The following is a 25,300-nucleotide window of genomic DNA, read 5'->3' as shown; positions in this document are numbered from 1 at the left end:
CTCCCCAGCCCCCGCGATCAGCCCAGTGCCTGCTCCAGATCAGCCAGCAGGTCGTCTACCGTCTCAATGCCGACAGACAGTCGCACGAGATCGCCGGGAACTTCAAGCGGCGAGCCGGCCGCACCGGCGTGTGTCATCCGTCCCGGATGCTCGATCAGGGACTCCACCCCGCCGAGCGACTCGGCGAGCACGAACAGCTTCGCCCGGTTGCAGATCTGTACGGCCTGTTCCTCGCCGCCGGCCGCGCGGAAGGAGACCATCCCGCCGAAGCGCCGCATCTGCTTCACGGCCACCTCGTACCCGGGGTGGGTGGGCAGGCCGGGGTAGCTGACCGAGGCGACCGACGGGTGCCCGTCCAAGAAGGTGGCGATCCGCTCGGCGTTGTCGCAGTGGCGATCCATTCGTACGCCGAGGGTCTTGATCCCGCGCAGGGTGAGCCAGGCGTCGAACGGCCCGTTGATCGCACCCATGGCGTTCTGGTGATAGCCCAACTCGGCACCGAGCTCGGGGTCGGCGACGACCAGTGCCCCACCGACCACGTCGGAGTGTCCACCGATGTACTTGGTGGTCGAGTGCAGGACGACGTCGGCACCGAACGTGATCGGCTGCTGCAGGTACGGGGAGGCGAAGGTGTTGTCCACCACGAGCAACGCCCCCGCCTCGTGGGCGATCGCCGCGAGGGCGGCGATGTCGGCGATGCCGAGCAACGGGTTGGTGGGGGTCTCCACCCAGACGATCTTCGTCTGGCCCGGTCGGATCGCGGCCCGCACCGCGTCGGGGTCGGAGACCCGGGCCGGGGTGTAGGACAGGCCCCAGCGCTCGGTCACCCGGGCGAAGAGCCGGTAGGTGCCGCCGTAGGCGTCGTCCGGGATGACCACGTGGTCGCCGGGGGTGCAGACCGCCCGCAGCAGCGTGTCCTCGGCGGCGAGGCCACTGGCGAAGGCGAGACCGACGGTGCCGCCTTCGAGCGCGGCCAGGCACTCCTGCAGGGCGTCCCGGGTCGGGTTGCCCGAGCGGCTGTACTCGTAGCCCTGGCGCGGCGCGCCGACGGCGTCCTGCGCGTACGTGCTGGTCTGGTAAATCGGGGGGATCACCGCACCGGTGCGGGCCTCCGGGGCCTGGCCGGCGTGGATGGCGAGCGTCTCGAAGCCGTTACTCATGACCGGAACGTTAGTCGGGCCCGATCTGGGCTACCCTGCCGAGGGATGAGCGGATGCGTGTTCTGCGGGATCGTGGCCGGCGAGGTCCCGGCGTTCCGGGTCGTGGACGAGCCGGGCGGGGTGGCCTTCCTGGACATCCGGCCGGTGTTCAAGGGGCACCTGCTCGTGGTGCCGCGTCCCCACCTGGTCACGCTGGCGGACCTGCCGGCGGAGGCGCTGCCGGGCTACTTCGGGTTGGTCCGCCGACTCGCCGTAGCAGTCGAGGCCGGGCTGGGTGCGGGCGGCACGTTCGTGGCGATCAACACCAAGGTGTCGCAATCGGTTCCCCACCTGCACACTCATGTGGTGCCGCGGACGAAGGGCGACGGGCTGCGCGGCTTCTTCTGGCCCCGCACCCGCTACCGGGACGACGCCGAGGCGGCCAACCACGCCGACCGGATCCGCGCGGCCCTGCCGAAACACGCCTGAGCGCCGCCGCCACGGGCAGGGAGGCCGCCGCCACAGGCAAGGAAGCCCCCGTCGCGGGTAAGGAAGCCGGGCCGGCCGACGTTGCAGCCGGGGAAGGGTATGAGAGGAGTCCCATGTTCCTGCGCCGTACGAAGGCCCAACTGATCACCCCGGAGGAGGCCCTGCCCGGCCGCCCGGTCGCGACGCCGGTCACCGACCCGCACGAAGTGTTGGGCACCCCGCTGACGGGCCCGTTCCCCGAGGGAACCGAGATCGCCGTCTTCGGGATGGGTTGTTTCTGGGGCGCTGAGCGGTTGTTCTGGACGCTGCCCGGCGTAATCACCACCTCGGTGGGCTACGCGGGCGGCTACACGCCGAATCCGTCGTACGACGAGGTCTGCTCCGGCCGGACCGGGCACGCCGAGGTCGTCCAGGTCAGCTACGACCCGACGAAGATCACATACGAGGACCTGTTGAAGGTCTTCTGGGAGAACCATGACCCGACCCAGGGCATGCGGCAGGGCAACGACATGGGCAGCCAGTACCGGTCGGCGATCTACACCACCACCGATGAGCAGTTGACCACCGCGTTGGCGTCCCGCGACGCGTTCGCACCGGTCGTGGCCCGTGCTGGCAAGGGCGAGATCACCACGGAGATCAGCTCCCTCGGCGACTACTACCTCGCCGAGGGCTACCACCAGCAGTACCTCGCTCCGACCAAGAATCCCGGCGGCTACTGCAACCACGGCCCGACCGGGCTCAGCTTCTGCGCCCCTTCCGATCAACCGGCACACCGAGACTGACCAGGTAAGAATGCAGGCGGGGCCGCGGCGGCCACAAAGCCCCTCCTGCATTCCACCTGTGCGTCGTTGAGGTTGCCCCACTCCGTGGCAGCGGCATGAACGGTCTGGCGAGAGCGCCGAAGTGACCGAACTCGGGCAGCGCGAACGGCGGCCGGCGGATACGTTGAGGCGCGTTGTCACGACGAGTGGGGGTACCTCGGTGAGCGACCAGCAGCAGGGCTACCGGTTGACCGGGCTGCACCACACGCAGTTGGCCATCCCGCCGAAGTCGGAGCCGACCGTGCGAGAGTTCTACGGCGGTGTGCTGGGCATGGTCGAGCTAGCCAAACCGCCAGTCCTCGCCACCCGCGGTGGTTGCTGGTTCCGCTCCGGCGGGCTCGAGATCCACCTCGGCGTGGAGTTGGATTTCCGGCCGGCCCGCAAGGCGCACCCGGGAATCCTGGTGAATGACATTGACGCCTTGGCCAAGCGCCTCGGCGAGCATGGGATCGAGGTCGACTGGGACGACAACTTCCCCGGGCACCGTCGGTTCTACGCCCACGACCCACTGGGCAACCGGCTGGAGTTCCTGGAGCCGGAGCAGCCCGCCTACCGTCGAGGTCAGGCCTTCCGCTCAGCCGGTGACTCCCGCCGCCAGTAGTTCCAGTGCGCCGGCTCGGTGGAGGTTGGCCAGAAGCCGGTGTACCCGGGCACACCCGGCCGGTAGATCTTCAACACGGCTTGACCGGCCGCCCCCGCACGCGCCGGATCCCGTAGGTCGCGGCGTTTCCCTTGTTGTGCCGGAGCTCCTCGACCTCCAGGACCAGCAGACCGACCCGTCGCGGATCCTAAACTTCGCTGTCGCCGCGACCGGGACACCAACAGACACGGTGCGAAGATCGCCCCATTCTGAACCATTTTTGCGACTTGACCCATCCCTGCCGCCAGCCGAGGCGGGGCCGATGGGTCACTCGCGCCGACGACCCGCCCGCCACATCGCATTCCATAAATGGGTCGATCATCACATCGGGTAACGGCAGCAGATCCTCGCAGAGTGACCACGCGTGACACGAACTGCCACCCTCAACCCCAGGAACCGTTACTCTGCGCAATGAGGGACGGGAATTCTAGCAACCCTTTTACACGACCGTCATAGTCTCAACAGGCTAATCGCAATATCCTCTGGCAGCATGGGCTGACATGTGCGGACTTGCGGGAGAGTTTCGCCGTGATGGTTCCCGGGCCGACGTGGCCACGGTGGAGCGCATGGCGGCCACGATGAGTGACCGAGGGCCGGACGACAGCGGGGTGTGGGCACAGGGAGCGATCGCCCTGGGGCACCGCCGCCTGAAAATCATTGACCTCTCGGCCGCCAGCGGCCAGCCCGTCGTAGACGCGACCGCCGGCCTGACCGGCGTCTTCAACGGCTGCATCTACAACTACCGGGAACTACGGACGGAGCTGCAGGCCAAGGGGCACCACTTCTTCTCCGCCGGAGACAGCGAGGTGGTGGTCAAGGCGTACGCCGAATGGGGCCTTGACTTCGTTGACCACCTCGTCGGCATGTTCGCCGTGGCGATCACCGAGCGGGACACCGGCCGGCTCGTGCTGGCCCGGGACCGGCTCGGCATCAAGCCGCTCTACCTGGCCGAGTCGCCGGGCGTGGTCCGCTTCGCCAGCACCCTGCCCGCGCTACTGGCCGGCGGCGGCGTCGACACCGAGATCGACCCGGTCGCGCTGGCGCACTACCTGAGCTTCCACAGCATCGTGCCGCCCCCGCGCACCATCCTGCGCGGGGTGGCCAAGCTTCCCCCGGCCACCGTCCGGGTCTACGAGCCGGACGGCCGCAGCCACGAGCGGGTCTACTGGAATCCGTCCTTCACCCGGAACCCGGACCGCGCCGGCTGGTCGGCGGAGGACTGGCAGGATGCCCTGCTGGGCTCACTGACGACCGCCGTACGGCGACGAATGGTCGCCGACGTACCGGTCGGTGTGCTGCTCTCCGGCGGCCTGGACTCGAGCCTGGTGGTGGCCCTGCTCGCCGGAGAGGGGCAGCGCGGCCTCTCCACCTTCTCCATCGGCTTCGACTCGGTCGGAGGCCGGGAGGGCGACGAATTCCGCTACTCGGACCTGGTGGCGAAGACCTTCGACACCGACCACCACCAGATCCGCGTCCCGTCGCAGGACCTGGTGCCGCCGCTGGAGGCGGCGGTCGCCGCGATGAGCGAGCCGATGGTCAGCCATGACTGCGTCGCGTTCTACCTGCTCAGCCAGGAGGTGGCGCGACACGTCAAGGTCGTCCAGTCCGGTCAGGGCGCGGACGAGATCCTGGGCGGGTACCACTGGTACCCGCCGCTGGCGCAGGTCGCGCGGGAGGAGGCGCTCGAGACATACGCCCGTGCGTTCTTCGACCGGGACGCGGCCGGGCTGGCGCACGTACTCAACCCGGCCTGGCTGGCCGACGGTGATCCGGCACGCGAGTTCGTCGCCGCCCACCTGGCCCAGGCCGGGGCGCAGACCGCGGTCGACGCCGGCCTGCGGATCGACACGCAGATCATGCTGACCGACGACCCGGTGAAGCGGGTCGACAACATGACCATGGCACACGGGCTGGAGGCCCGGGTCCCGTTCCTCGACCACGAATTCGTGGAGCTCGCCGCGACCTGTCCGCCGGAGCTGAAGCTGGCCCAGGGCGGCAAGGGCGTACTCAAGGAGATCGGCCGGCGGGTCCTGCCGCACGAGGTCATCGACCGGCCGAAGGGCTACTTCCCGGTTCCGGGCCTCACCCACCTGGAGGGCAAGCTCCTCGACCGGGTCCGCGACGCGCTCTCGGCGCCGGAGGCTCGTCGTCGGGGGCTGTACCGCACCGACTACGTCAACGCGCTGCTCGACGACCCGAACGCCGAACTGACCCCGTTGAACGGAAACAAACTGTGGCAACTCGGACTCCTGGAAATGTGGCTCCAGAACCACGGAATCGGTTGACCATGTCGGGGAGCCTCGCGACCGGGGTAGCGCTGGCAGATCAGGTACGGGGCCGTAGTCGTCGGTTCGAGCGGGTCGGCCCCGGTGGCGACCCGATGGCCGCCGCGGCCACCACAGCCAGCCCGGCCCTCGCACCCGCCGCGGAGGACGTCGCCGACGCGCCTGCCGCGGGCGTCGTCCTGGACTGCGGCTGGGGCCGGTTGGTGTTCGGCCAGACCTACGCCGACCAGGCCGACGTCGCCGACGTGTTGCGCTCGGAGGCGGCCGGCGCCCGAGACATCTGCATCTACCTGGACGATCCGCACGTACTCGTCTCCCGGCTGCCGGACGAGCTGTTCATCGACCCGTCGCTGACCTTCCGGCTGCCGCTGCACGGCGAAGGCCTCGCTGCCCCGGAAATCCCCGGCCTGCGGATCCGGCCGCTGCGGGACGCGCCGGACGCCGAGGACGTCAATCGGATCTACGCGGCCAACGGCATGGTGACCGCACCGGTAGAGGTACTCGTCACCAACGCCGCCACCGACAGCTTCCTGCACCTGGTCGCCGAGAACGCGACCGGCGAGATCGTCGGCACCATCACCGGGGTGGACCACGTCGCCGTCTTTGACGACCCGGACGGCGGTGCCAGCCTCTGGTGCCTGACCGTGGACTTCAACGCCGCGCCGCCCGGCACCGGCCAGGCGCTCATCACTGAGCTGGCGGCCCGGTTGGTCAACCGGGGACGGGCGTACGTGGACCTCTCGGTGCTCGCCGAGAACGAGGGCGCGATCCGGCTCTATGAGCGGCTCGGCTTCTACCGTGTCGCCGCGCTCTGCGTGAAGCGGAAGAACCCGATCAACGAGCGCCTCTTCCTCCCCGCCATGCCGGAGGGATACGACGAGCTCAACCCGTACGCGCAGATCGTCGCGGACGAGGCGATGCGCCGGGGCATCCGGGTGGAGGTGACCGACCCGAACTGGGGTGAGCTGCGGCTTACCAGCGGCGGCCGGACGATCCTCACCCGCGAGTCGCTCTCCGAGCTGACCTCGGCGGTGGCGATGAGCCGCTGTGACGACAAGCGGGTCACCCGCCGGATCCTCGCCCAGGCCGGGCTCTCCGTGCCGCAGGGCCGGACGGCCACCGGGGACGCGGCCGACACCGCGTTCCTGGCCGACGTCGGCGAGTTGGTCGTGAAGCCGGCCCGGGGCGAGCAGGGCAAGGGGATCACCGTCGGAGTACGCACCGCCGAAGCCCTACGGACGGCCGTCGAACTGGCCGCCCGGTTCTGCCCGGAGGTGCTGCTCGAGGAGTTGCGCGCCGGCGAGGACCTGCGCGTCCTCATGATCGATCATGAGGTGGTAGCGGCCGCGGTGCGCCGACCAGCGTCGATCATCGGCGACGGGGTGCACGACATCACTGAGCTGATCAAGCGGCAGAGCCGCCGTCGGGCCGCCGCGACCGGCGGCGAATCCCGCATCCCGCTGGACGAGATGACCCGCGAGGTGGTCGCCGAAGCCGGGTATGCCCTGGCCGACATCCTGCCCGAGGGCGAGCTCCTGGTCGTCCGCCGAACCGCCAACCTGCACACCGGTGGCACGATCCACGATGTCACCGCGGAGCTGCATCCAGAGATCGCCGAGGCATGCGTGGCCGCAAGTAGGGCACTCGACATCCCGGTGACCGGGCTGGATCTGTTGGTGCCCGCCGCGGAGCACCCCGAGCACGTCTTCATCGAGGCGAACGAGCGCCCCGGCCTGGCCAACCATGAGCCGCAGCCGACCGCCGAACGCTTCGTCGACCTACTCTTCCCCGGGACGCGGGCCCCGCAGCGCCTCTGGTCCCCGGCGGGTGCGGCAAGCTCTGGAGTATGACCCCGACCCAGCCCGTACCCCTCCCGCTCGACCTCGACTACCTACGCCACGTCCTGGTGGAGTTACTGGAGATCCCGAGCCCGTCCGGGCGCACCGACCACGTACAGCAGTACGTGGGCGAGCGGTTGGCGGCGCTCGGGATCCCGTCCACGCTGACCCGACGTGGCGCGCTCAGCGCCTACCTGCCGGGCCCCCGGACGACCGGGGCCGACCGGGCGATCGTGGTGCACACCGATGTCATCGGTGGGATGGTGAAGCGGCTCAAGGAAAACGGGCGGCTGGAGCTCCAGCCGATCGGGACGCACAGCGCACGTTTCGCCGAGGGCGCCCACGTACGGGTCTTCACCGACCACCTGGATCGGGTGGTCACCGGTCAGGTGCTGCCGCTGAAGGCCAGTGGGCACCGCTACAACGACGCGGTGGACTCCCAGGGCATCGGCTGGGAGCTGGTCGAGGTCCGGGTGGACGAACCGGTGGACGATGCCGCCGGCCTCCGCGCGCTGGGGGTGGACGTGGGCGACTTCGTGGCGCTCCTGCCCAACCCACAGGTCACCGCTGCCGGGTACGTGAAGTCCCGCCATCTGGACGACAAGGCGGGCGTGGCGGCGGTGCTGACCGCCTGCAAGGCATTGGTTGACGCCGGGGTCACCCCGGCGGTCAGTGCCCACCTGTTGATCACCGTCACCGAGGAGATCGGCCACGGCGCCTCCCACGGGCTGGATCCGGATGTGGCCGAGATCGTCTCGGTGGACGCCGCCGTGGTCGCCCCCGGACAGCAGTCCCGGGAGAACGCGGCGACCCTGGCGATGGGCGACGGGGTAGGCCCGTTCGACTACCACCTGACCCGCAACCTGGCGGCGATCGCCCGTGATAACGACGTCGACCTGGTCCGCGACGTCTTCGACAACTACCGTTCGGACGTCGCGGCGGCGGTCGAGGCCGGTGCGCATGCCCGGGTGGCACTGCTCGGGTTCGGGGTGGACGCCACTCACGGCCATGAGCGCACCCATCTGGACGGGCTGCGCCACCTGACCCAGCTGCTCTGCCTCTACCTCCAGAGCGACCTGGTCTTCCCGGAGTGGGATGCAGAGCCCGCGGGTGAACTCGCGAAGTTCCCGTCGCTGGCCGTGCAGCCCGCGCAGGAGGACGGACCGCGCGAGGGCCCGATCGGCCTCCACGGCCTTACCTGAGCACACCTACGCCCGGGCGCGACCAGCACCCGCGCGGCTATCGCGAACCTGATCCGCCTTCCGCCCGAGCTTGTGATCGAAATCCGTTGCCTGGGGCACAGCGCTGTGGATAGCGTGGCGGTACACGGGAAAGGAGGTGGTCCAGACTTGTATAGCAATCGGACTCGTGAGGTGGCTGCCCGCTAGCCGCTGTCCTCGACAGTCGTCCACCCCACCGGGTGGGCAGGAAAGATCGTCGAGACCGTGTGGCAGCGGTGCGGCGAATCCATGACAGCCACCCGACCCCCGGGGTGCCGGCCCAGTCCAGCCGGCCCGCGCATCAGCGCGGAAGCCCCGGGGGTCGTTCTTTCCCCAGCAACGCGGGTGCGGCAGGAGGGCGGCATGTCGATGCGGGAACTGGTGGTGCTCGGGACGGCCAGCCAGACGCCGACCCGCACCCGAAACCACAACGGTTACGTCCTGCGCTGGGACGAAGAAGTGATCCTCTTCGATCCAGGGGAGGGCAGTCAGCGGCAGCTGCTGTACAGCACGGTGACCGCCACCGACCTGACCCGGATCTGTGTCACGCACTTCCACGGCGACCACTGTCTCGGGCTTCCCGGCACCATTCAGCGGCTCTCCCTGGACCGGGTGCCACACCCGGTCACGGTCCACTTTCCGGCGGGCGGTGCCGACTACTTCGCCCGGCTGCGGCACGCGTCGAGTTTTTACGAGACCGCCGAACTGGCGGTCACGCCGATCGATACGGACGGGCAACAGATCGCGCTCCGCAGCGGCACGCTGGAGGCCCGCCGGCTCCGGCACCCCGTCGAGACCTACGGATACCGGATCATTGAGCCAGACGGGCACCGGATGCTGCCGGAGCGGCTCTCCGCCCACGGGATAACCGGCCCAGCCGTCGGCGAGTTGCTGCGCATCGGCCACCTCGACGTGGCGGGAGGCCGCGTCACCCGGGAGCAGATGAGCGTGCCGCGGCCGGGCCAGCGGTTCGCGTTCGTGATGGACACCGGCCTCTGCGACGCGGTGTACGCTCTCGCCGACCACGCTGACCTCCTGGTCATCGAGGCCACCTTCCTGGCCTCGGAGGCCGCGCTCGCCGCCGAGGTTGGGCACCTCACCGCGGGACAGGCGGCGCGGGTCGCCACCGAGTGCGGGGTACGCCGCCTCGTGCTCACCCACTTCTCCCAGCGCTACCCGGACCTGGACCGCTTCGTCGCCGAGGCCCGGGAGCACTTCGCCGGTGATTTGGTGGTCGCCGAGGACCTGACGACCGTGTCGGTCCCGCCTCGACGGGTACCCTCGGCACGGTGACCGTCACGCTCCGCCCCGGGAGGGCGGACGACCTGATCGCGGTCGGGGCGCTGCACCAACGTTCCCGGGTCGCCGCCTATGCGCCCTTCCTGACCAGCGAAGCGCTGGCCACACCGACCCCGGCGGCGCTGGGGCAGTACTGGCGAGAACGGTGGAGCTACGAGCGCGCCGACCACGTGCTGACCGTGGCGGAACGGGACGGCCAGTTGGTCGGCTTCAGCTACCTGGGCCCCGACGACCAGGGGGACCCCGCCACCGGGCTGCTCCACGCGGTCCACCTGGAGCCGGCGGAGCGGGGCCGCGGGCTGGGCCGGATGCTGATGGCCAACGCCCTGGCCGAGATGCGATCCCGTGGGTGGCGAGTCGCGGCACTCTGGGTGTTGCGGCAGAACGGGCCGGCCCGCCGCTTCTACGAGCACGGCGGGTGGCGGCCGACCGGCGTCGCCCAAGAAGAGCTGATCGGCTCGACTCCCGCCGTGCTGCTCCGCTACCGGCGAGAGTTGTAGCTCCGGTAGGGCGAGGTGGCGCCGGCAGGGCCCCCGCCCACACCCGGGGTCGGCGGGGGCCCGGCGGACCGATCCGGTGTCCGTCAGCGGGAACCGAGGTGGGCGAGCAGGTCCTGCCGGGTGAGAACCCCCTTCGGTTTGCCGTCAATCAGCACCAGAGCGGCGTCAGACTTCTCCAACAGGGTTACCGCCTCGCTGACCGGCTGCCCGCCGCCGATCATCGGCAGTGGCGCGGCCATGTGCCGCTCGATGGTGTCGTGCAGCTGCGCCTGGCCGGTGAAGAGCGCGTCGAGCAGGTCCCGCTCCGCGACCGACCCGGCCACCTCTCCGGTCACCACCGGCGGTTCGGCCTTGAGCACCGGCAGCTGGGAGACGCCGTACTCGCGCAGGTAGTCGATCGCGTCGCGGACCGTCTCGGTCGGGTGCACGTGCACCAGCTCCGGCAGCCCACCCGGCTTGCCGGCGAGCGTCTCGGCGATGGTGGGCTCGCTGCCGGAGTTGTCCAGGAAGCCGTACCGGGCCATCCACGAGTCGTTGAAGATCTTGGACAGGTAGCCGCGTCCCCCGTCCGGCAGCAGCACCACGACCACGTCGTCCGGACCGGCCGCACGGGCCACCTCCAGCCCCGCGACGACCGCCATCCCGCAGGAGCCACCGACCAGCAGCCCCTCGGTCCGGGCCAGCCGGCGGGTCATCTCGAACGACGCCTTGTCGGAGACCTCAACGATCCCGTCGGCGATCTCCCGGTCGTAGGTCTCCGGCCAGAAGTCCTCACCGACCCCCTCGACCAGGTACGGCCGCCCGGTGCCACCGGAGTAGACCGAACCCTCCGGGTCAGCGCCGATCACCTTGACCCGCCCCGCCGACGCCTCCTTCAGGTAGCGCCCGATACCGGAGATCGTGCCACCGGTGCCGACCCCCGCGACGAAGTGGGTGATCCGACCCTCGGTCTGCGCCCACAGCTCCGGTCCGGTGGTCTCGTAGTGGGAGCGGGGGTTCGCCGGGTGGGCGTACTGGTTGGGCTTCCAGGCACCGGGGATCTCCCGGGCCAGGCGATCGGAGACGTTGTAGTAGGAGCGTGGATCCGCGGGCGCGACAGCCGTCGGGCAGACGACCACCTCGGCGCCGTAGGCACGCAGCACGTCCTGCTTGTCCTGGCTGACCTTGTCCGGGCAGACGAAGACGCACCGGTAGCCCTTGAGCTGGGCCACCAGCGCCAGCCCGACCCCGGTGTTTCCACTGGTCGGCTCGACGATCGTGCCGCCTGGACGGAGGATCCCCGCCTGCTCGGCGTCCTCCACCATGCGCAGGGCGATCCGATCCTTGACCGACCCGCCGGGATTGACGTACTCCACCTTCACCAGGACGGTGGCCTGGATGCCCTCGGTCACGTTGCGCAGGCGTACCAGCGGGGTGTTGCCGATCAACTCGACTACGTTGTCGTAGTACTGCACCTGGTTGTGCCCTTCTCCTCCGGTGCCGCCGGATGGGCGGCCGGGCAGACGAATGATGTCGCGCTCAGCCTACGTCCCGTCAGCCCGCCGTCTCGCCCGGGACGACCGAAGCCTGGCGCGCCTCCCACTCCAGGAACCGCTCGGTCTCGGCGAGTACGCTGCCGGCGAGCCAGGTGACCATGACCGCGTCGTCGGCCAGCCCGAGCAGCGCCAGGCCGAGCTCCGGCAGCAGGTCAACCGGAGAGACGATGTACGCCGTGGCGGCGGTCATCAGCGCCAGCCGAAGGCCCCCGTCGTACCGTCCCCGGACGGTCGCCAGGATCATCCGAGGCAGCGCCGCCACCCGTGTCCCGAGACCGGGCCCACCTCGTACGCCGACCGCGAGTGCCCGGGCCAACGCGAGAAACGCCGCCCGTCGGTGCAGTGTCTTCCCCATCTGCTCACTCCTTCCCAATGCCAGCGTGCCGCCCCGGCACAAGCCGGGCCGGTGCCGGTTCCCGGCGGCGGGGAGCCGGCACGGCGCCGGTGTCCGGTGACGGGTTCGCGTAATGTCGGTGCATGGGGGTCGCTGATTCCGTTGTCCCGGCCGGTCCACGCTGGCAGGTCGCCTGGCGCGTCACCCGACTGGTCGTGCTCGGCGCCGGCGCCACGGCCGCCGCCGCGGCTACCGCCGGCGGTGTCCTGATCGGCCAGGCCCGGCAGGCGCGGCGAAGCATCCCACCAGCGGAGGCACCACCGCCGCGCTGCGATGGAGTCTACGGGGCAAAGCTGCCCGGCCCAGCGGTCACCATGGTCGTGCTGGGCGACTCCTGCGCTGCCGGCTACGGCGTGCACCGCCGCCGCGAAACACCGGGGGCACTGCTCGCCACTGGCGTTTCCCGCCGGCTACACCGACCGGTCCGGCTGCACCGGTTCGCTGTGGTGGGGGCGCTCTCCGCCGTGCTGCGCCACCAGGTCGAGGCGGCGCTCGAAGCTCGACCCGACGTCGCCGTCATCCTGATCGGCGGTAACGATGTCACCAATCGCACCCCGCCCGCCGTGGCCGTGCGTTACCTGATCGAGGCGGTGACCACGCTTCGCGCCGCTGGCTGTGCGGTGGTTGTCGGCACCTGCCCGGACCTGGGGGCGATCCGCCCCATCCAGCCGCCGCTGCGCTGGCTGGCCCGCCGTTGGAGTCGCCAGCTCGCCGCCGCCCAGACGGTCGCTGTGGTCGAGGCCGGCGGCGCGACAGTCTCCCTCGGCGACCTACTCGGTCCCCGGTTCACGGCGGAGCCGGCCCGGATGTTCGCGTGGGACCGATTCCACCCGTCGGCAGAGGGCTACGCGATGGCCGTGGCAGCGTTGCTGCCGACCGTCCTCTCCGCCCTCGGGGCAGGGCCGGAGCGCGGGGCTTCGCCATCGCGGACCCGAGGCGTACGGTCGCTGCCAGAGGCCGCCCAGGAGGCGGCGCGGCACGCGGGGACCGAGGTCAGCGGCGCCCAGGTTCGGGGCCGCGATCGCGGCCCGGCGGGCCGGTGGGCGCAGCTACGCCGACGAGCCTTCTTCGGTGCTGTGCCCCAGTCCGACCCGGCGGTGGACGTGCCCCACAGTGGAGAGGATGGCATGCAGGAGCGGAGGAATGAGCACGGGGCGGTGGCACCGTGACCTACCGCTTCCGCCCGGGCTTCTCCCGCCGGCTCGGGCGGGCCACGGCCGGCTGCTTCGCCGCCGCGGCGGTGGGGGGCGCCGCCCTCCTGGCTGGACAGGCCTTCGCCGCCCGACATCGGCGTTATGCCCAACCCGAGCTGGGGTTGGCCCTGCAGGCCACGGTCGGCCAGGCCGACGCTCCCCCGCTGCGGCTCGTGCTCCTCGGAGACTCGTCCGCACTCGGAGTCGGCGTGAGCCGGCTACCGGATACCGTCGGTGGGCAGCTGGCCCACCTGCTCGCTGAGGGGCCGGCCGGGCAGCCAGTCCACCTCTCCAGCGTGGGCGTCTCGGGCTCCCGCTCCGCGGATCTGGCCACCCAGGTCGCTCGGGCGCTGCTCGGGGAGCGACCCGATGTGGCGGTGATCCTGATTGGCGCGAACGACGCCACCACCCTGCGCCGGTCGACCGACGCCGCCGCCTACCTCGGGGCCGCGGTGCACCGGCTCCGAGCGGCGCGGGTCGAGGTTGTGGTCGGGACCTGCCCTGACCTCGGGGCGGTGCGCGCGATCGCGCCCCCGCTACGGCACCTGATCAGCTGGTCCGGTCGGCGGACGGCGCGGGCCCAGACCCTTGCGGTACTCACCGCCGGTGGGACGGTGGTGGATCTCGCCACTGAGGCCGGTCCGGTCTTCCGGGCCGACGCCGGCACGTTCTGCCACGACGGCTTCCACCCGTCTGCCGACGGGTACCGGGTGTGGGCACACGCTCTCTTCCCGGCGGTGGCCGCTGCCACGACGATGGCGGCTCGACACGGTCGGCCGCGGTGACATTTCCCGGGTCCGGCACGGCTTCCGCCCGATGTTACTGACCGGTTAGGTTTGGCCCATGCCGATTGAGTCGTCCCGCGATGCTGTCATCGTCGCCACCGCCCGCTCCCCCATCGGCCGGGCCCGCAAGGGGTCCCTGCGCGAGCTCCGCCCGGATGACCTCACCGCCACCATCGTGCAGGCCGCCCTCGACAAGATCCCCCAGCTCGACCCGAGCGAAATCGACGATCTGTACCTGGGCTGTGGTCTGCCCGGCGGTGAGCAGGGCTTCAACCTGGCCCGCGTGGTCGCCACCCTGATGGGGCGCGACGACCTGCCCGGAGCCACCCTGACCCGCTACTGCGCGTCGTCCCTGCAGACCACGCGGATGGCGATGCATGCGATCCGGGCAGGTGAGGGTGACATCTTCGTCTCCGCCGGCGTCGAGACCGTCTCCCGGTACGCCCGGGGCACCTCCGACGGTCTGCCGCCGGAGGCGCAGGCGCTCGTCGGTGGGGGCTGGGAGAACCCCCGCTTCAACGCCGCGCGGGAGCGTTCGACGGCCCGCGCCAAGGGCGGAGCCGAGGCATGGACGGACCCGCGGGACACCGGCGACCTGCCCGACATCTACCTGGCGATGGGGCAGACCGCGGAGAACCTGGCCCAGATTCACGGCATCACGCGGGCCGAGATGGACGAGTTCGGCGTGCGCAGCCAGAACCGCGCCGAACAGGCGATCGCCGCCGGGTTCTGGGCTCGGGAGATCACCCCGGTGACCACCCCGGACGGCACCGTGGTCAGCGCCGACGACGGTCCCCGACCCGGCGTCACCCGCTCCGCCGTCTCCCAGCTGGAGCCGGTCTTCCGGCCCGACGGCCGAATCACCGCCGGCAACTGCTGCCCCCTCAACGACGGCGCCGCCGCCGTAGTGATCATGAGCGCGCAGCGGGCAAGCGACCTCGGGGTCACCCCCCTGGCACGAATCGTCTCGACCGGCGTGACCGCACTCTCGCCGGAGATCATGGGGCTCGGCCCGGTCGAGGCATCGAAACAGGCGTTGAAGCGGGCTGGGATGACCATTGACGACGTGGACCTGGTGGAGATCAACGAGGCCTTCGCCGCGCAGGTGATCCCCTCCTACCGGCAGTTGGGCATTGCCGCGGAGAAGCTGAACGTGATGGGCGGCGCCATCGCCGTCGGTCACCCGTTCGGCATGACCGGCGCACGGATCACCGGCACCCTGCTCAACGCCCTCCAGTGGCACGACGCGACGGTCGGCCTGGAGACGATGTGTGTCGGCGGCGGCCAGGGCATGGCCATGCTGATCGAACGTTTGCACTGAGGTTCCGGGAGCCGGCCCGCTGCGGGTCGAAAGGGCCCGTGCCGATCGGGCACGGGCCCGCCGGCTCCGCTGGTGCCTCTCAGAGGGCCACGCGGGTCGCCGTGACCACGCTGGTGGCCTGCGCCAGCGCCGCATCCGAGGCCGTTGCGGCCAGCAGATCGGCCGCCACCACCCGCAGTTGGTCCGGCAGGGCAAGGTCGTGGTCGAGTCGGGGCACGACCCGGCGGGGCCGCGCCTCGGCGTCGGCGGCCAGATCCGCGAGCTCCTGCACGAGTCGGTGCACGAGGTCGGCCCGGGAGACGTCTCCGCCGGTAGCACTCGCGGCCCACCGTGGCTGTTGCCAGTGCCCCACCTGTCGCACGATGAGCTCCACCGTCCGTCTCAAGTCCCCGGCCTGGTCCACGGCGCCGAGTTTACTCCGAAGCCGTCGGCGGCCTGCCCGTCAGCATCGCTGACCACCGTCGTCGCCGTCGGGCCAGCCGCGGAGCAGCCGGCCCGCGATCGTCAGCTGGAAACGGCGATGCCCGGCCGCTTTCGCAGGCCGGGCATCACCGTTTCGCGGAGGCGATCAGTCGTCACCCTGGAAGTAGCTCAACAGGCGAAGGATCTCGATGTAGAGCCAGATGAGGCTCACCAGGATGCCGAAGGCGGCGACCCAGGAGTAGCGCTGCGGCAACCCCATCCGGACGCCGTCCTCGACCTCCTTGAAGCTCAGCACGAAGCTGAGCGCCGCCACGACGATGACGACGAGGCTGAACCCGATCGCCAGCGGGCTGCCGTCGCGCAGCCCGGTGTTGATGCCGAAGAGCGACAACACCAGGTTGATCATGATGACCGCGAAGAGGCCGGCCATCACCGCGACCATGCCCTTGACGAACTTCGGGGTGGCCCGGATGGCCTTGGCCCGGTAGAGCATCGCCATCAGGAAGAAGACGCCGAAGGTGGCCACGACCGCTTGGAGCACGATGCCGTCGTAAAGCGTCTCGAAGTACTTGCTGACGGCACCAACAAGCACGCCTTCGACGACGGCGTACGCGACGACCAGCGCCGGGTTCGCCATCCGCGAGAACGAAATAATCAGGCCGAGCACCAGGCCGACCATTGCGGCGCCAATCCACGCGACGCCGAGCAGCGCCTCCGGGATCATCACCCACGCGGCAGCGGCGACCACGCCGAGGATGCCGAGTAGGCTGACCGTCTTCACCACCACGTCGTCAACCGTCATGGTGTTGACGGCCGGCGGCGCGGCCGGGTAGCCGGCCTGCGTCGGGTACTGCTGGGGGTAGCCGGGCTGTCCGTACGGCCCGGTCGGGGCGTACCCGGTGGCCCGCTCACGCTCGGCCGCCTGGCCGAGCCGGGCGAGCACCGGGTTCGAGGTCTTCACTGTCAGGCCTCCCTCAGGGGGTCGTTGCACGTCAACGTGCAGCATCAAGGATAAACGGCCAAGCGGAGTCGTGGAGATCGCACAGGGCCGGTGTTGGACGATGCCCCGACGGCGGCTGACCGCAGGTGCCCGGGGCGGGGATCGAACCCGCACGCCTTTCGGCAGCCGCTTTTAAGGCGGCCGTGTCTGCCATTCCACCACCCGGGCGGGTGACACCGACACGCCGACACGCGACGGTGCAGTGCCACCGTAACCGGTCTGCGGCCAGCAGGCGTACCCGCAGTCCCGCCGCGCCGGGGCTTCGCCCGGCCCGGCGTGGCGCCGCGACGCCGGCCGAGCCCTACGCCCCTGCTAGCCAGGGCTGACCGGCTGCGATGCCTCAACGAACTCCTCGCGCGGATCATGCAGCTGGCCGAGAGCGACAGCCTCACGCTTGAGGAAGAACGCCAACGTCCAGTCGGCGACCACTCGGACCTTTCGGTTCAGCGAGGGGATCCGGCTCATGTGATAGGTCCGGTGCATGAACCAGGCGGGCAGGCCCTTCATCTTGATGCCATACACCTGCGCCACCCCCTTGTACAGGCCTAGGCTGGCGACGCTGCCGGCGTGCTGGTGCTGGTAGGGCACCGGCTCCAGGCCCCGGATGACGTTGACGATGTTGTCGGCCATCCGATTTGCCTGACGCACCGCGTGCTGGGCGCTCGGCGAGCAGTAGTTGCCGGGCTCCTTCGTCAGATCCGGCACCGCGGCGCAGTCCCCGGCGCTCCAGGCATCCGCCACCACCTGATCACCGTCGACGACCTGCAGCGTGGGCTGACAGGTGACCCGCCCCCGCTCGTCGCGGGGGAAGTTCGTTGCGTCCAGCATCGGCGAGGGCTTCACTCCGGCTGTCCAGACGATCGTGTCGGCCGGAAAGCTGTCGCCGTCCGAGAGCCTCACCAGCCCGTCAACGCAGGACTCCAGCCGGGTACCCAACCGAATGTCCATCCTGCGCCGGAGGAGTTGCCGCACCGTGTAGGCACCCATGTCCGGATCGACCTCGGGCAGCACCCGCTGCGTCGCCTCGACGAGCACCCACCGCATGTCGTCCGGGTTCAGCTCCGGGTAGTACCGCAGCGCGCTCCGGGTCATATCCTCCATCTCGGCGAGCGCCTCGATGCCGGCGTAACCCCCGCCGACGAAGACGAACGTCAGAGCCCGCTGGCGCAGCGCCGGATCCGGCGTGGCCGCGGCGACATCGAGCCGATCCAGCACATGGTTGCGCAGGTAGATCGCCTCGCCGATGGTCTTGAAGCCGATGCCGCACTCGTGCAGCCCGGGAATCGGCAGCGTCCGGGAGACCGAACCGGGGGCGATGACCACCTGGTCGTACCGGATCTCGCGGGCCGGACCGGCGATCGGCTGGACCGACGCGGTCTTGGTGGCGTGGTCGATCTGAGTGACCGCGCCCACGACGACGGTGCATCGGCGCAGCTCCCGCCGCAGCGGCACCACGGAGTGCCGGGGCGAGATGCTGCCCGCCGCCGCCTCTGGGAGGAACGGCTGATAGGTCATGTGGGGCTGCGGGTCAACGACGATAACCTCGGCCTCCCGCGGGCCGAGCCTCTTCGACAGCCGCAGCGCTGCGTAGAGCCCGACGTGTCCGGCACCCACCACAAGGATCCGCTTCGGATTCACCCCTCTATCTTCCGCGGCGACTCAGCGAAATCCCCGGCTACGGGGGCCGTTGTGACTGAACACAAGTCCTGACCCCACCTAAGCCGGACATACCACCCTCAGCGTCGACGGAGTAGCCATCCCAGTAACACAGTCACCAGCACCGCTACCACCAGCCCGGCCACCGTCACCACCTGTAGTCCCTGCTCTCCGCCGAGCCCCGCCAGCTCAACCAGGAGCACGCCCAGCACCGCCGTGCCGAGCAGTACGGCGACCGCCCGCAGCAGCCAGCGCAGAACCAGGGCCGGATCCACCACCGCGTCGTATGGCAACACGGCCACGAGCGCGCAGAGGGTGTGGCCGAGATAGAGCGCCGCCGCCACGGCGAGCAACCGCCAGAGCGCGACCGGCCGACCGTAGCCATCAATGGCCAACACCCATCCGCCCACGGTCAGCAGGGCGACAACGGTCGGCCAGATCCGCCGTGGCCCCACCGCCGGCAACAGCGCCACCACCGGCGCCACCAGCAGCTGGCCCCGCAGGACCTCCACCGGAAACGCGAGCACCAGCCCGACCAGCGCACTGAGGAAGATGCCCGCCCGGAGCAGCAACGGCAGCAGCGTGATCCGGGTCACCGCGCGTCGGGCCGCGTGGATCCGGGTGATCACGGCGCTCATCGCGGCCCGCCCCCGGCCCGGGCCAGCCGGCTCACCGGGCCCCCGCTCTCGGCGCAGCCGCCAGCCGGGCCACGTCCCGCAGCACCTCATCCAAGCTGCCCGCGCCGGCCCACCGCACCACCGGCACACCGTGTTCCCGCAGCTGGCGCAGCATCGTGTCCCGATCAAGCCGCCACAACCGGTGCGCCGCCTCCGACCAACGCCGCTCCCGCGACGGAGCCAAATCAGCGGGGAGCGTGTCCACCGCCACGACGAAGCGCCCCGACCAGGCCAGGCGGGCCAGCATCTGGGCGGATCGTTCGTCCAACAACGGCGTGAGCACCACCACCAACGCTTCCGAGGAGAGCAGCTGCGCTCCGAAGACCGAGTCGTACAGTTCGTGCGAAGAGGACTGGGGGTGTACGTCGAGCAACCACTCCAGCACCATCAGGTAGTGGCGACGGCCGGTGGCCGGACGCAGCCGGCGGCCGGCCGGACCGTACTCCAGCATCGACACCCGGTCCCCCCGGTGCAGGTAGTGCTCCGCGATCGCCGCAGCAGCCCGAACCGTCGTGTCCAGCACCGAGGCAGTGCCCCCGACACCGCCGGAGCGGCCCGCCTCGGCGAGCACGTCGAGCAGCAGTACCACCTCCGCGTCCCGGTCGGAGAGCGTGGCCGCGACGTGCAGCTGCCGGGCCCGCAGCGAGACCCGCCAGTCCACCCGACGCAACCGGTCACCGGGGCCGAAGACCCGTACGCCGGCCAGCTCGCCACCTTCGCCGGGGCGGCGCGAATGGTGCGCGCCGACCAGGCCCGCCGCGCGGGGCATCGCCTCCACCGCGTCGAAGGGATCAGTCACCGGGTAGGTACTGACCGAGACCGCCTCGGCCACCACCGTGCGGGAGACCAGTAGTCCGAGCGCGGCGCAGGCCTGGACCCCGACGGGTCCCAGCGGATGTCGTCCCCAGCGGCGAACGGTACCGACGAGGTCCACCTCGACCAGGGCACCAGCCGGTACGGCGCTCGCCAAGGGACGGTCAACGACCGACTGCCCGCCGTGCGATGCGGCGGTCGCCGCCGTACCGGCGATACTCACCCGGTCGACCCGCAGCCACCGCGACGCTCGACTCTGCAGCAGCGCAAGGTCGTAGTCGACCGGTTCCGGATTACCGACGGTGACCTGCCCGGAAAGCTCGCCCCCCTCCACCAGGTTCCCCTCGGCGGCGGCGATCCGGACCTCCGGCAACGCGGCGGGCCGACGGCGCAGGGCGTACGCGGTGCCCATCGCGAACGGGGCAGCCAACACGACCAGGTCAACCCGCCCGAGTAGCACGCCGGCGATCAGGAGCAGACCGGTCAGGAGCACCGCCCGGCCGAACGCCCAGGTCGGCGTCCAGCCACCGGTGTGCTCCGGCGGTGACGGCGCGGTGGACGAGGTCATCAGCGGACGGGCAGGCCGGTGGCGTAGCTGGGCAGCGCACCGCTGGCCGGAGCCGGGGTGTCCGCCAGCACCTCGTCCACGACGACAGCCGGAGCGACCCGACGCAGCCACAGCTCCGGGCGGAGCGTGATCCGGTGTGCCAGCGCCGGCACCGCCACCTCCTTGACATCCTCCGGCACCACGTAGTCCCGCCCGGCCATCACCGCGCGGACCCGGGCCAGCAGCAGCAACGCCAGCGAGCCACGCGGGGAGGCACCGACCAGCACCGAGGGGTGCTCCCGGGTAGCCCCGGTAAGCGCGACCAGGTATTGACCGATCGAGTCCTCCACCACCACGTCCTCCAGCGCGGCCTGCATCGCGCGCAGGGTCGCGGCGTTCACCACCGGCTTGATCTCCGCCTCCTCCCGACGGCGGGAAATCCGGCGGCGCAGCACCTCCCACTCCTCGCCGGGGTCGGGATATCCGAAGGAGACCCGCAGCAGAAAGCGGTCCAGCTGGGCCTCGGGCAACGGGTACGTGCCCTCGTACTCGACCGGGTTGGCGGTCGCGAGCACATGGAACGGCTCGTCGAGCCGGTAGGTGACGCCCTCCACCGAGACCTGCTTCTCCTGCATCGCCTCCAGCAGCGCGGACTGGGTCTTCGGCGGAGTGCGGTTGATCTCGTCGGCGAGGAGCAGGTTGGTGAAGACCGGCCCGGCGCGGAACGCGAAGTCCCCACTGCGCTGGTTGTAGAGGAAGGAGCCGGTGACGTCGGCGGGCAGCAGGTCCGGAGTGAACTGGAGGCGCCGGAAGTCGAGCCCGAGGGCCTGGGCGAAGGACCGGGCAGTCAACGTCTTACCCAGCCCGGGTAGGTCTTCGAGCAACACGTGCCCGCCGGCCAGAATCCCGGCGAGGACCAGCTCCAGCGCCTCCCGCTTCCCGACCACAACCTCACCGACCGCGTCCAACACCGCGTGGGCAAGGTGGCCGACCTCCGTGGCGGGTAGCTTCCGGTCCACGTCGTTCATCACAGTTTCTCCAGTTCGGCGACGATCGCCGCGAGCTCGCGCGGCGGCGGCGGGCGGCGAGGCGGGTGCTCCAGGAAGGTCGACAGCCGATCACCGAGCAGTACGCGGGCGCGGGCGGGGTCCGACCCGCGGGTCACCCCGTGCCGTAGCCGGATCCGTTCGTCGGCCAGCTCCCCGAGTCGGGGCAGGATGGTCCCGTTGAATCGCTCGGCCCGGTTGGCCGCCCAGCCCAGCGGATTCTCCCAACTGTTGATCGCCGCGCGCAGCGCGTCGTGCTGGTCGCCACCACCCGCGTGGAGCTCGGCCGGGTCGTGCAGGGCCATTTGGACGGGAGGCGACGCAGGTGGTGGACGGAGCGCTCGGACGACCTGGCGCACCACGAAGAGCGCGAGTACGGCAGCGACCAGTACCGGTAGCGACATCTGGAGCCCGGCCGCGCGGAGACCGGCAACCACAACGACCACCACGGCCCCGGCGCCAGCAAGGCTACGCAGCAACAGCCGCAGCGGTCCGCCGCGAGCCGAATCCCGGTGCGGGCTCCGCTGCGGCCTCCGCTCCTCCTCGGCGCTGAGCAGGTCGTCGATGCTGGTGCCACTCACCGCGACACCTCCTCGTACCGGGTCCGGAGCCGTCGGTTGGTCACGCCGGCCCCTTCCCGCTCGTGCCGGCCAGAGCGGTCAGCTCCCCGCGGAGCCGGCGCAACGCGGCCCGGGCCTGGTCCCGGGTACGCGCGTCCACTGGCCGGGTAGCGTAGCGCGCCTCCCGGTAGACGTGTGCGAACTCGGCCAGCACGTCGGCGCTGGCGATCGCGGGTACGCCGGCGCCCGGATCTCCCTGTAGGAGGCGAACCACCAGCTCGGTGGGGGTGTCCCCGGCCAGTTGGCGGACCCCGGCACCGGCGGCGGCCTCCTCCAGGCGAACCCAGCAGGCGATGACCACCGTACGCGGATCGGTGCCGGTGTCGTCGAGGTCAACCAGGCCGGCGTCGAGCGCGGCGACGACCTCCCGGGCCGTGCCTTCCGCCGTGCGCGGGATCCGGCGCTCGGACCTGCGCCGTGTGCTTCGTCGAAGCACACGGCGCAGGAGCGTCCCGACCAGGAAGCCGGCGACGGCCAACCCGGCCACCCCGAGCAACGCAAGGAGTGCGGTTCGCCACCAGTCGGGACGCTGTTGGCTGTTCAGCTCACCCGCGTCGCGTGGCTCTACCGGGATCGATGAGACCGGCTCGGCCGTCGGGTATTCCGGGACGAATGGCAGTTGTTCGGCCGCGGGCGGGATGCGGCTCGACCCGAGCGACGAATGGGCGGCCGCGGCGGTAGCGGCGGCCAACAGGAGCAGCACCGCCGCGACCGGCCACCACCGGCGCAGGACACCGCTGTCGGCGGGAACCAAGGGTGCGGATCGGTGCGTCCGGTCCGTCATCCCAGTCCCCGCAGCCCTTACTCCACCCCGGCCAGTCGCTTCGCCCGGGCGAACACGTCGTCCAGCATCCCTGGTGTCAGCCGCCCGGTAAAAGTGTTCTGCTGGCTGACGTGGTAGCAGCCGAGCAGATCCGGCACGGCGCTCCCGGACCAGTGTGCCCCATGCGTGAAAGCGGGTCGCGGGCTGGGCGGGGGCATCCCGTAGACCCGGTGCAGAGTCGGCCACCATGCGGCCCAGGCGAAGGCGCCCAGCGCGACCACGACCCGCAGGTTCGGCCGGAGCAATGCGACTTCGCGGTGCAGCCACGGCTGGCAGGTGTCACGCTCGCCCGGGGTGGGCTTGTTGCCCGGTGGCGCGCAGCGCACTGCCGCGAAGACCCGGGTGTGGCGCAGGGCCAACCCGTCGTCGGCGGCGACACTGGTCGCCTGGTTGGCCAGCCCGGCCCGGTGTAGGGCGGCGAAGAGGACATCGCCGGAACGGTCGCCGGTGAAGACCCGGCCGGTCCGGTTGCCGCCGTGTGCGGCCGGCGCGAGGCCGAGCAGGGCGATGCGGGCCCTCGGGTCGCCGAAGCCGGGCACGGGTCGCCCCCAGTACTCCTGCTCCCGGAAGGCCGCGCGTCGAGTACGGGCCACCTCCTCCCGCCACTCGACGAGGCGGGGGCAGGCGGAGCAGTCGCTGATCGCCGTGTCCAGTGCGGTGAGGCTGGTCGCCCCCGCCGCGGCCCCGGCGACCTGCACTGCGGTACGCGGGCCGACGGTAACCGCGCGTACCGGCTGCCCGCGCCGAATCCCGGCGGGTGTTCCGCCGGGATTCGCCGATCTGTGGTCAGCCAAGCTTCACCCGAAAGAGTTCCAGGGTGCGGGCCCATGCCGTGGCGGCGGCCCGCTGGTCGAAGTTCTCCGGCCGGTCCTCGTTGAAGAAGGCGTGCGCGGTGCCGGGGTAGTCGTAGGTCTGGCAGGCACCGCCGCCGGTCTCGATGGCCCGACGAACGAACTGTACTCCCGGGTCGGCCGAGGTGCCGTCGGCCTCGCAGCAGTGGATGGCGGCAGCCTTGCCCGCGTACTCCGGCCACTCCGGGCGCATCCCCTCCCCGGGCAGCCGGGGATAGAAGGCCGAGGTCGCCACGATCCGCTCGGTCCGGGCGACGGACCAGAGCGCCAGGCTGGCTCCGGCACAGAAGCCGACGCAACCGATCTTGCCGACGACCTCTGGCCGACCCGCGAGGTAGTCGGCCGCCGCGGCCACATCCGCCGCGGCGGCGTCCAACTGCCCGCTGTTGAGCAGGTTCCGGGGTTCGTCCGGTTTGTTGGCCGGACCGCCACGCCGCAGGTCCGGGGCGAGGGCGACGAAGCCGGCCTCAGCGAAGCGGTCAACGACCGCTCGGACGTGCGATGCCAGGCCCCACCAGTCCTGGATCACAATGACCGCCGGGCTGGCCGTACCACCGGGCGGCACCATGAGATACCCCCCGCCCGTACCACCGTTGCACCGGTACGTCACCATGTCGCCCATCGGCCGTCCTCCTAGCGGTCAGTCATCGTTGGCTGGTCGCCCAGTGGTCCTACGTGCCGGTAGCCTGCCACGCCACGCGAGCCCCCGGGAAGACGCCGGAGAAGTGGCGTTCACCTCCCGAACACCAATCGATGACCCAGGTACGGCGACGGCGGCGCGGTTTCACCCGCGCCGCCGTCGCCGTACTCCCGTACGCCGCTCAGGAGTTGGTGGTCAGGCAGAGCAGATAGCCCGTCTTGCCCGGGGCGATGTTGCTGAAGATGTAGTACTCCTCGTTCTCCTGGAAGTACTGGTTACACGCTTCGCCGGACTCGGCCTGCTCCTCGGTCTGATCCTCGGCGCGACCGACCACCTTGTACGTCGCCTCAGCGGAGGCACAGTCGACGACCTTACCCCCGTCGACCTCCTCCATCTCGTCGCCGATGGTCGCGGGTAGTTCGGCGATGCAGTCACCAGCCTTGGCTTCCGCGGTCTCGTCTGTCCCACCGAGCACCGCGCCAAGGCCGAACTTGAGGCCAGCGACCACCAGGAACGCGACGATCGCGCCAACGATGCCGAAGACCTTCTTGCGACCGGACTTCCGAGCTGGCTCTGGGGCCGGGGCACCGGCCTGGGGTACGCCGGTGGGCGGCTGCATGCCCGCCGGCTGTGGGACGTCGGGGTTGGCGGGGGGTACGACCTGCTCCGGCACGGATTTTCCTTCCAGGGGTTGATAGTGCGGAGGAAACCGTAGACGATCAACAACACGCTTATTGCCCGGCAG

Annotated in this window: 25 protein-coding genes and 1 tRNA gene; 11 read left to right on the top strand and 15 right to left on the bottom strand. The window is 70.8% G+C overall.

Annotated elements, in window-relative coordinates; translation table 11 throughout:
* Positions 1–17: 17 nt before the first annotated feature.
* On the bottom strand, positions 18–1,160 hold the full coding sequence (locus tag AC1UKG_RS04485) for a cystathionine gamma-synthase (protein ID WP_018729622.1): 1,143 nt from the start codon (positions 1,158–1,160) through the stop codon (positions 18–20).
* Positions 1,161–1,205: 45 nt separating this feature from the next.
* Between AC1UKG_RS04485 and AC1UKG_RS04480 the strand changes: the two genes are divergently transcribed.
* From AC1UKG_RS04480 to AC1UKG_RS04445, 8 genes are all read left to right on the top strand, one after another.
* Positions 1,206–1,628 (top strand): HIT family protein, encoded by a 423-nt coding sequence (locus tag AC1UKG_RS04480; protein WP_080641867.1) that lies wholly within the window; start codon positions 1,206–1,208, stop codon positions 1,626–1,628.
* A 113-nt stretch (positions 1,629–1,741) separates the two neighbouring features.
* The gene (msrA, locus tag AC1UKG_RS04475; RefSeq protein WP_018814559.1) at positions 1,742–2,410 is read left to right on the top strand and encodes a peptide-methionine (S)-S-oxide reductase MsrA; all 669 of its coding nucleotides are present in this window, start codon (positions 1,742–1,744) and stop codon (positions 2,408–2,410) included.
* 199 nt (positions 2,411–2,609) lie between these two features.
* Positions 2,610–3,050, top strand: coding sequence for a VOC family protein (locus tag AC1UKG_RS04470; protein ID WP_018742054.1), 441 nt, complete (start codon positions 2,610–2,612; stop codon positions 3,048–3,050).
* A 539-nt stretch (positions 3,051–3,589) separates the two neighbouring features.
* Entirely contained in the window at positions 3,590–5,374 is a 1,785-nt protein-coding gene (locus tag AC1UKG_RS04465) for an N-acetylglutaminylglutamine amidotransferase (RefSeq protein ID WP_026271508.1), read from the top strand.
* Positions 5,375–5,376: 2 nt separating this feature from the next.
* Positions 5,377–7,224, top strand: a complete 1,848-nt coding sequence (gene ngg, locus AC1UKG_RS04460) for an N-acetylglutaminylglutamine synthetase (protein WP_018742052.1) — start codon at positions 5,377–5,379, stop codon at positions 7,222–7,224.
* Positions 7,221–8,414: an osmoprotectant NAGGN system M42 family peptidase gene (locus AC1UKG_RS04455; RefSeq protein WP_018742051.1), complete on the top strand. Its 1,194-nt coding sequence runs from the start codon at positions 7,221–7,223 to the stop codon at positions 8,412–8,414. Before ngg ends, AC1UKG_RS04455 begins: the two co-directional genes overlap by 4 nt.
* Positions 8,415–8,795: 381 nt before the next feature.
* Positions 8,796–9,725 (top strand): ribonuclease Z, encoded by a 930-nt coding sequence (locus AC1UKG_RS04450; protein WP_482641821.1) that lies wholly within the window; start codon positions 8,796–8,798, stop codon positions 9,723–9,725.
* Positions 9,722–10,231, top strand: a complete 510-nt coding sequence (locus tag AC1UKG_RS04445; RefSeq protein ID WP_018742049.1) for a GNAT family N-acetyltransferase — start codon at positions 9,722–9,724, stop codon at positions 10,229–10,231. The genes AC1UKG_RS04450 and AC1UKG_RS04445 overlap by 4 nt, the downstream gene beginning before the upstream one ends.
* An 83-nt stretch (positions 10,232–10,314) precedes the next feature.
* On the opposite strand, the gene AC1UKG_RS04440 is transcribed toward AC1UKG_RS04445, so the two are convergent.
* Both AC1UKG_RS04440 and AC1UKG_RS04435 read right to left on the bottom strand, forming a co-directional pair.
* The gene (locus AC1UKG_RS04440) at positions 10,315–11,685 is read right to left on the bottom strand and encodes a cystathionine beta-synthase (RefSeq protein ID WP_018742048.1); all 1,371 of its coding nucleotides are present in this window, start codon (positions 11,683–11,685) and stop codon (positions 10,315–10,317) included.
* A 79-nt stretch (positions 11,686–11,764) separates the two neighbouring features.
* Entirely contained in the window at positions 11,765–12,121 is a 357-nt protein-coding gene (locus AC1UKG_RS04435; RefSeq protein ID WP_018742047.1) for a DUF1232 domain-containing protein, read from the bottom strand.
* A 122-nt stretch (positions 12,122–12,243) separates the two neighbouring features.
* Between AC1UKG_RS04435 and AC1UKG_RS04430 the strand changes: the two genes are divergently transcribed.
* Genes AC1UKG_RS04430 through AC1UKG_RS04420 form a run of 3 tightly spaced genes read left to right on the top strand, consistent with a single transcriptional unit; the run spans position 12,244 to position 15,459 of the window.
* Positions 12,244–13,329, top strand: a complete 1,086-nt coding sequence (locus AC1UKG_RS04430) for an SGNH/GDSL hydrolase family protein (RefSeq protein WP_482641822.1) — start codon at positions 12,244–12,246, stop codon at positions 13,327–13,329.
* Entirely contained in the window at positions 13,326–14,138 is an 813-nt protein-coding gene (locus tag AC1UKG_RS04425) for an SGNH/GDSL hydrolase family protein (protein ID WP_018814556.1), read from the top strand. The genes AC1UKG_RS04430 and AC1UKG_RS04425 overlap by 4 nt, the downstream gene beginning before the upstream one ends.
* A gap of 58 nt (positions 14,139–14,196) precedes the next feature.
* Positions 14,197–15,459, top strand: a complete 1,263-nt coding sequence (locus AC1UKG_RS04420; protein ID WP_018742044.1) for an acetyl-CoA C-acetyltransferase — start codon at positions 14,197–14,199, stop codon at positions 15,457–15,459.
* Between the two features lie 79 nt (positions 15,460–15,538).
* Here AC1UKG_RS04420 and AC1UKG_RS04415 read toward each other — a convergent pair whose 3' ends face one another.
* From AC1UKG_RS04415 to AC1UKG_RS04360, 12 genes are all read right to left on the bottom strand, one after another.
* Positions 15,539–15,862 carry a hypothetical protein gene (locus tag AC1UKG_RS04415; RefSeq protein ID WP_018742043.1) on the bottom strand — a complete coding sequence of 108 codons (324 nt, stop codon included), beginning with the start codon at positions 15,860–15,862 and terminating at the stop codon, positions 15,539–15,541.
* A 165-nt stretch (positions 15,863–16,027) separates the two neighbouring features.
* The gene (locus tag AC1UKG_RS04410; RefSeq protein WP_018742042.1) at positions 16,028–16,843 is read right to left on the bottom strand and encodes a Bax inhibitor-1/YccA family protein; all 816 of its coding nucleotides are present in this window, start codon (positions 16,841–16,843) and stop codon (positions 16,028–16,030) included.
* Positions 16,844–16,969: 126 nt separating this feature from the next.
* Positions 16,970–17,050: transfer RNA gene (locus AC1UKG_RS04405), tRNA-Leu, on the bottom strand.
* 144 nt (positions 17,051–17,194) lie between these two features.
* Complete coding sequence (locus AC1UKG_RS04400) at positions 17,195–18,520, bottom strand: NAD(P)/FAD-dependent oxidoreductase (RefSeq protein WP_026325065.1); 1,326 nt, start codon at positions 18,518–18,520, stop codon at positions 17,195–17,197.
* A gap of 98 nt (positions 18,521–18,618) precedes the next feature.
* The gene (locus AC1UKG_RS04395; protein ID WP_018742040.1) at positions 18,619–19,176 is read right to left on the bottom strand and encodes a hypothetical protein; all 558 of its coding nucleotides are present in this window, start codon (positions 19,174–19,176) and stop codon (positions 18,619–18,621) included.
* Between the two features lie 31 nt (positions 19,177–19,207).
* Positions 19,208–20,596 (bottom strand): DUF58 domain-containing protein, encoded by a 1,389-nt coding sequence (locus AC1UKG_RS04390; RefSeq protein ID WP_018814553.1) that lies wholly within the window; start codon positions 20,594–20,596, stop codon positions 19,208–19,210.
* Positions 20,596–21,603 carry an AAA family ATPase gene (locus tag AC1UKG_RS04385; RefSeq protein WP_018742038.1) on the bottom strand — a complete coding sequence of 336 codons (1,008 nt, stop codon included), beginning with the start codon at positions 21,601–21,603 and terminating at the stop codon, positions 20,596–20,598. The genes AC1UKG_RS04390 and AC1UKG_RS04385 overlap by 1 nt, the downstream gene beginning before the upstream one ends.
* Complete coding sequence (locus tag AC1UKG_RS04380) at positions 21,603–22,202, bottom strand: hypothetical protein (RefSeq protein WP_018742037.1); 600 nt, start codon at positions 22,200–22,202, stop codon at positions 21,603–21,605. Before AC1UKG_RS04380 ends, AC1UKG_RS04385 begins: the two co-directional genes overlap by 1 nt.
* Before the next feature lie 40 nt (positions 22,203–22,242).
* Complete coding sequence (locus AC1UKG_RS04375; protein WP_482643183.1) at positions 22,243–23,025, bottom strand: DUF4129 domain-containing protein; 783 nt, start codon at positions 23,023–23,025, stop codon at positions 22,243–22,245.
* 17 nt (positions 23,026–23,042) lie between these two features.
* Positions 23,043–23,813 carry a uracil-DNA glycosylase gene (locus AC1UKG_RS04370; protein WP_033662544.1) on the bottom strand — a complete coding sequence of 257 codons (771 nt, stop codon included), beginning with the start codon at positions 23,811–23,813 and terminating at the stop codon, positions 23,043–23,045.
* Between the two features lie 37 nt (positions 23,814–23,850).
* Positions 23,851–24,537: a dienelactone hydrolase family protein gene (locus AC1UKG_RS04365; protein ID WP_018742034.1), complete on the bottom strand. Its 687-nt coding sequence runs from the start codon at positions 24,535–24,537 to the stop codon at positions 23,851–23,853.
* 199 nt (positions 24,538–24,736) lie between these two features.
* Positions 24,737–25,228, bottom strand: coding sequence for an LppU/SCO3897 family protein (locus AC1UKG_RS04360; RefSeq protein WP_018814551.1), 492 nt, complete (start codon positions 25,226–25,228; stop codon positions 24,737–24,739).
* Positions 25,229–25,300: the final 72 nt, after the last annotated feature.

It is taken from the genome of Salinispora sp. CH2A1_6, assembly GCF_056820975.1.
Note: the sequence above shows the minus strand (reverse complement) of the source record. Positions and strands in the feature narration are given on the sequence as shown.

Bases quoted from the DNA above. Each gene is read 5' to 3' on its own strand.
- AC1UKG_RS04430 (WP_482641822.1), top strand. From the start codon at position 12,244: ATGGGGGTCGCTGATTCCGTTGTCCCGGCCGGTCCACGCTGGCAGGTC.
- AC1UKG_RS04480 (WP_080641867.1), top strand. From the start codon at position 1,206: ATGAGCGGATGCGTGTTCTGCGGGATCGTGGCCGGCGAGGTCCCGGCG.
- AC1UKG_RS04365 (WP_018742034.1), bottom strand. From the start codon at position 24,537: ATGGGCGACATGGTGACGTACCGGTGCAACGGTGGTACGGGCGGGGGG.
- AC1UKG_RS04485 (WP_018729622.1), bottom strand. From the start codon at position 1,160: ATGAGTAACGGCTTCGAGACGCTCGCCATCCACGCCGGCCAGGCCCCG.
- AC1UKG_RS04455 (WP_018742051.1), top strand. From the start codon at position 7,221: ATGACCCCGACCCAGCCCGTACCCCTCCCGCTCGACCTCGACTACCTA.
- ngg (WP_018742052.1), top strand. From the start codon at position 5,377: ATGTCGGGGAGCCTCGCGACCGGGGTAGCGCTGGCAGATCAGGTACGG.
- AC1UKG_RS04385 (WP_018742038.1), bottom strand. From the start codon at position 21,603: ATGAACGACGTGGACCGGAAGCTACCCGCCACGGAGGTCGGCCACCTT.
- msrA (WP_018814559.1), top strand. From the start codon at position 1,742: ATGTTCCTGCGCCGTACGAAGGCCCAACTGATCACCCCGGAGGAGGCC.
- AC1UKG_RS04375 (WP_482643183.1), bottom strand. From the start codon at position 23,025: ATGACGGACCGGACGCACCGATCCGCACCCTTGGTTCCCGCCGACAGC.
- AC1UKG_RS04420 (WP_018742044.1), top strand. From the start codon at position 14,197: ATGCCGATTGAGTCGTCCCGCGATGCTGTCATCGTCGCCACCGCCCGC.
- AC1UKG_RS04465 (WP_026271508.1), top strand. From the start codon at position 3,590: ATGTGCGGACTTGCGGGAGAGTTTCGCCGTGATGGTTCCCGGGCCGAC.
- AC1UKG_RS04435 (WP_018742047.1), bottom strand. From the start codon at position 12,121: ATGGGGAAGACACTGCACCGACGGGCGGCGTTTCTCGCGTTGGCCCGG.
- AC1UKG_RS04450 (WP_482641821.1), top strand. From the start codon at position 8,796: ATGTCGATGCGGGAACTGGTGGTGCTCGGGACGGCCAGCCAGACGCCG.
- AC1UKG_RS04395 (WP_018742040.1), bottom strand. From the start codon at position 19,176: ATGAGCGCCGTGATCACCCGGATCCACGCGGCCCGACGCGCGGTGACC.
- AC1UKG_RS04390 (WP_018814553.1), bottom strand. From the start codon at position 20,596: ATGACCTCGTCCACCGCGCCGTCACCGCCGGAGCACACCGGTGGCTGG.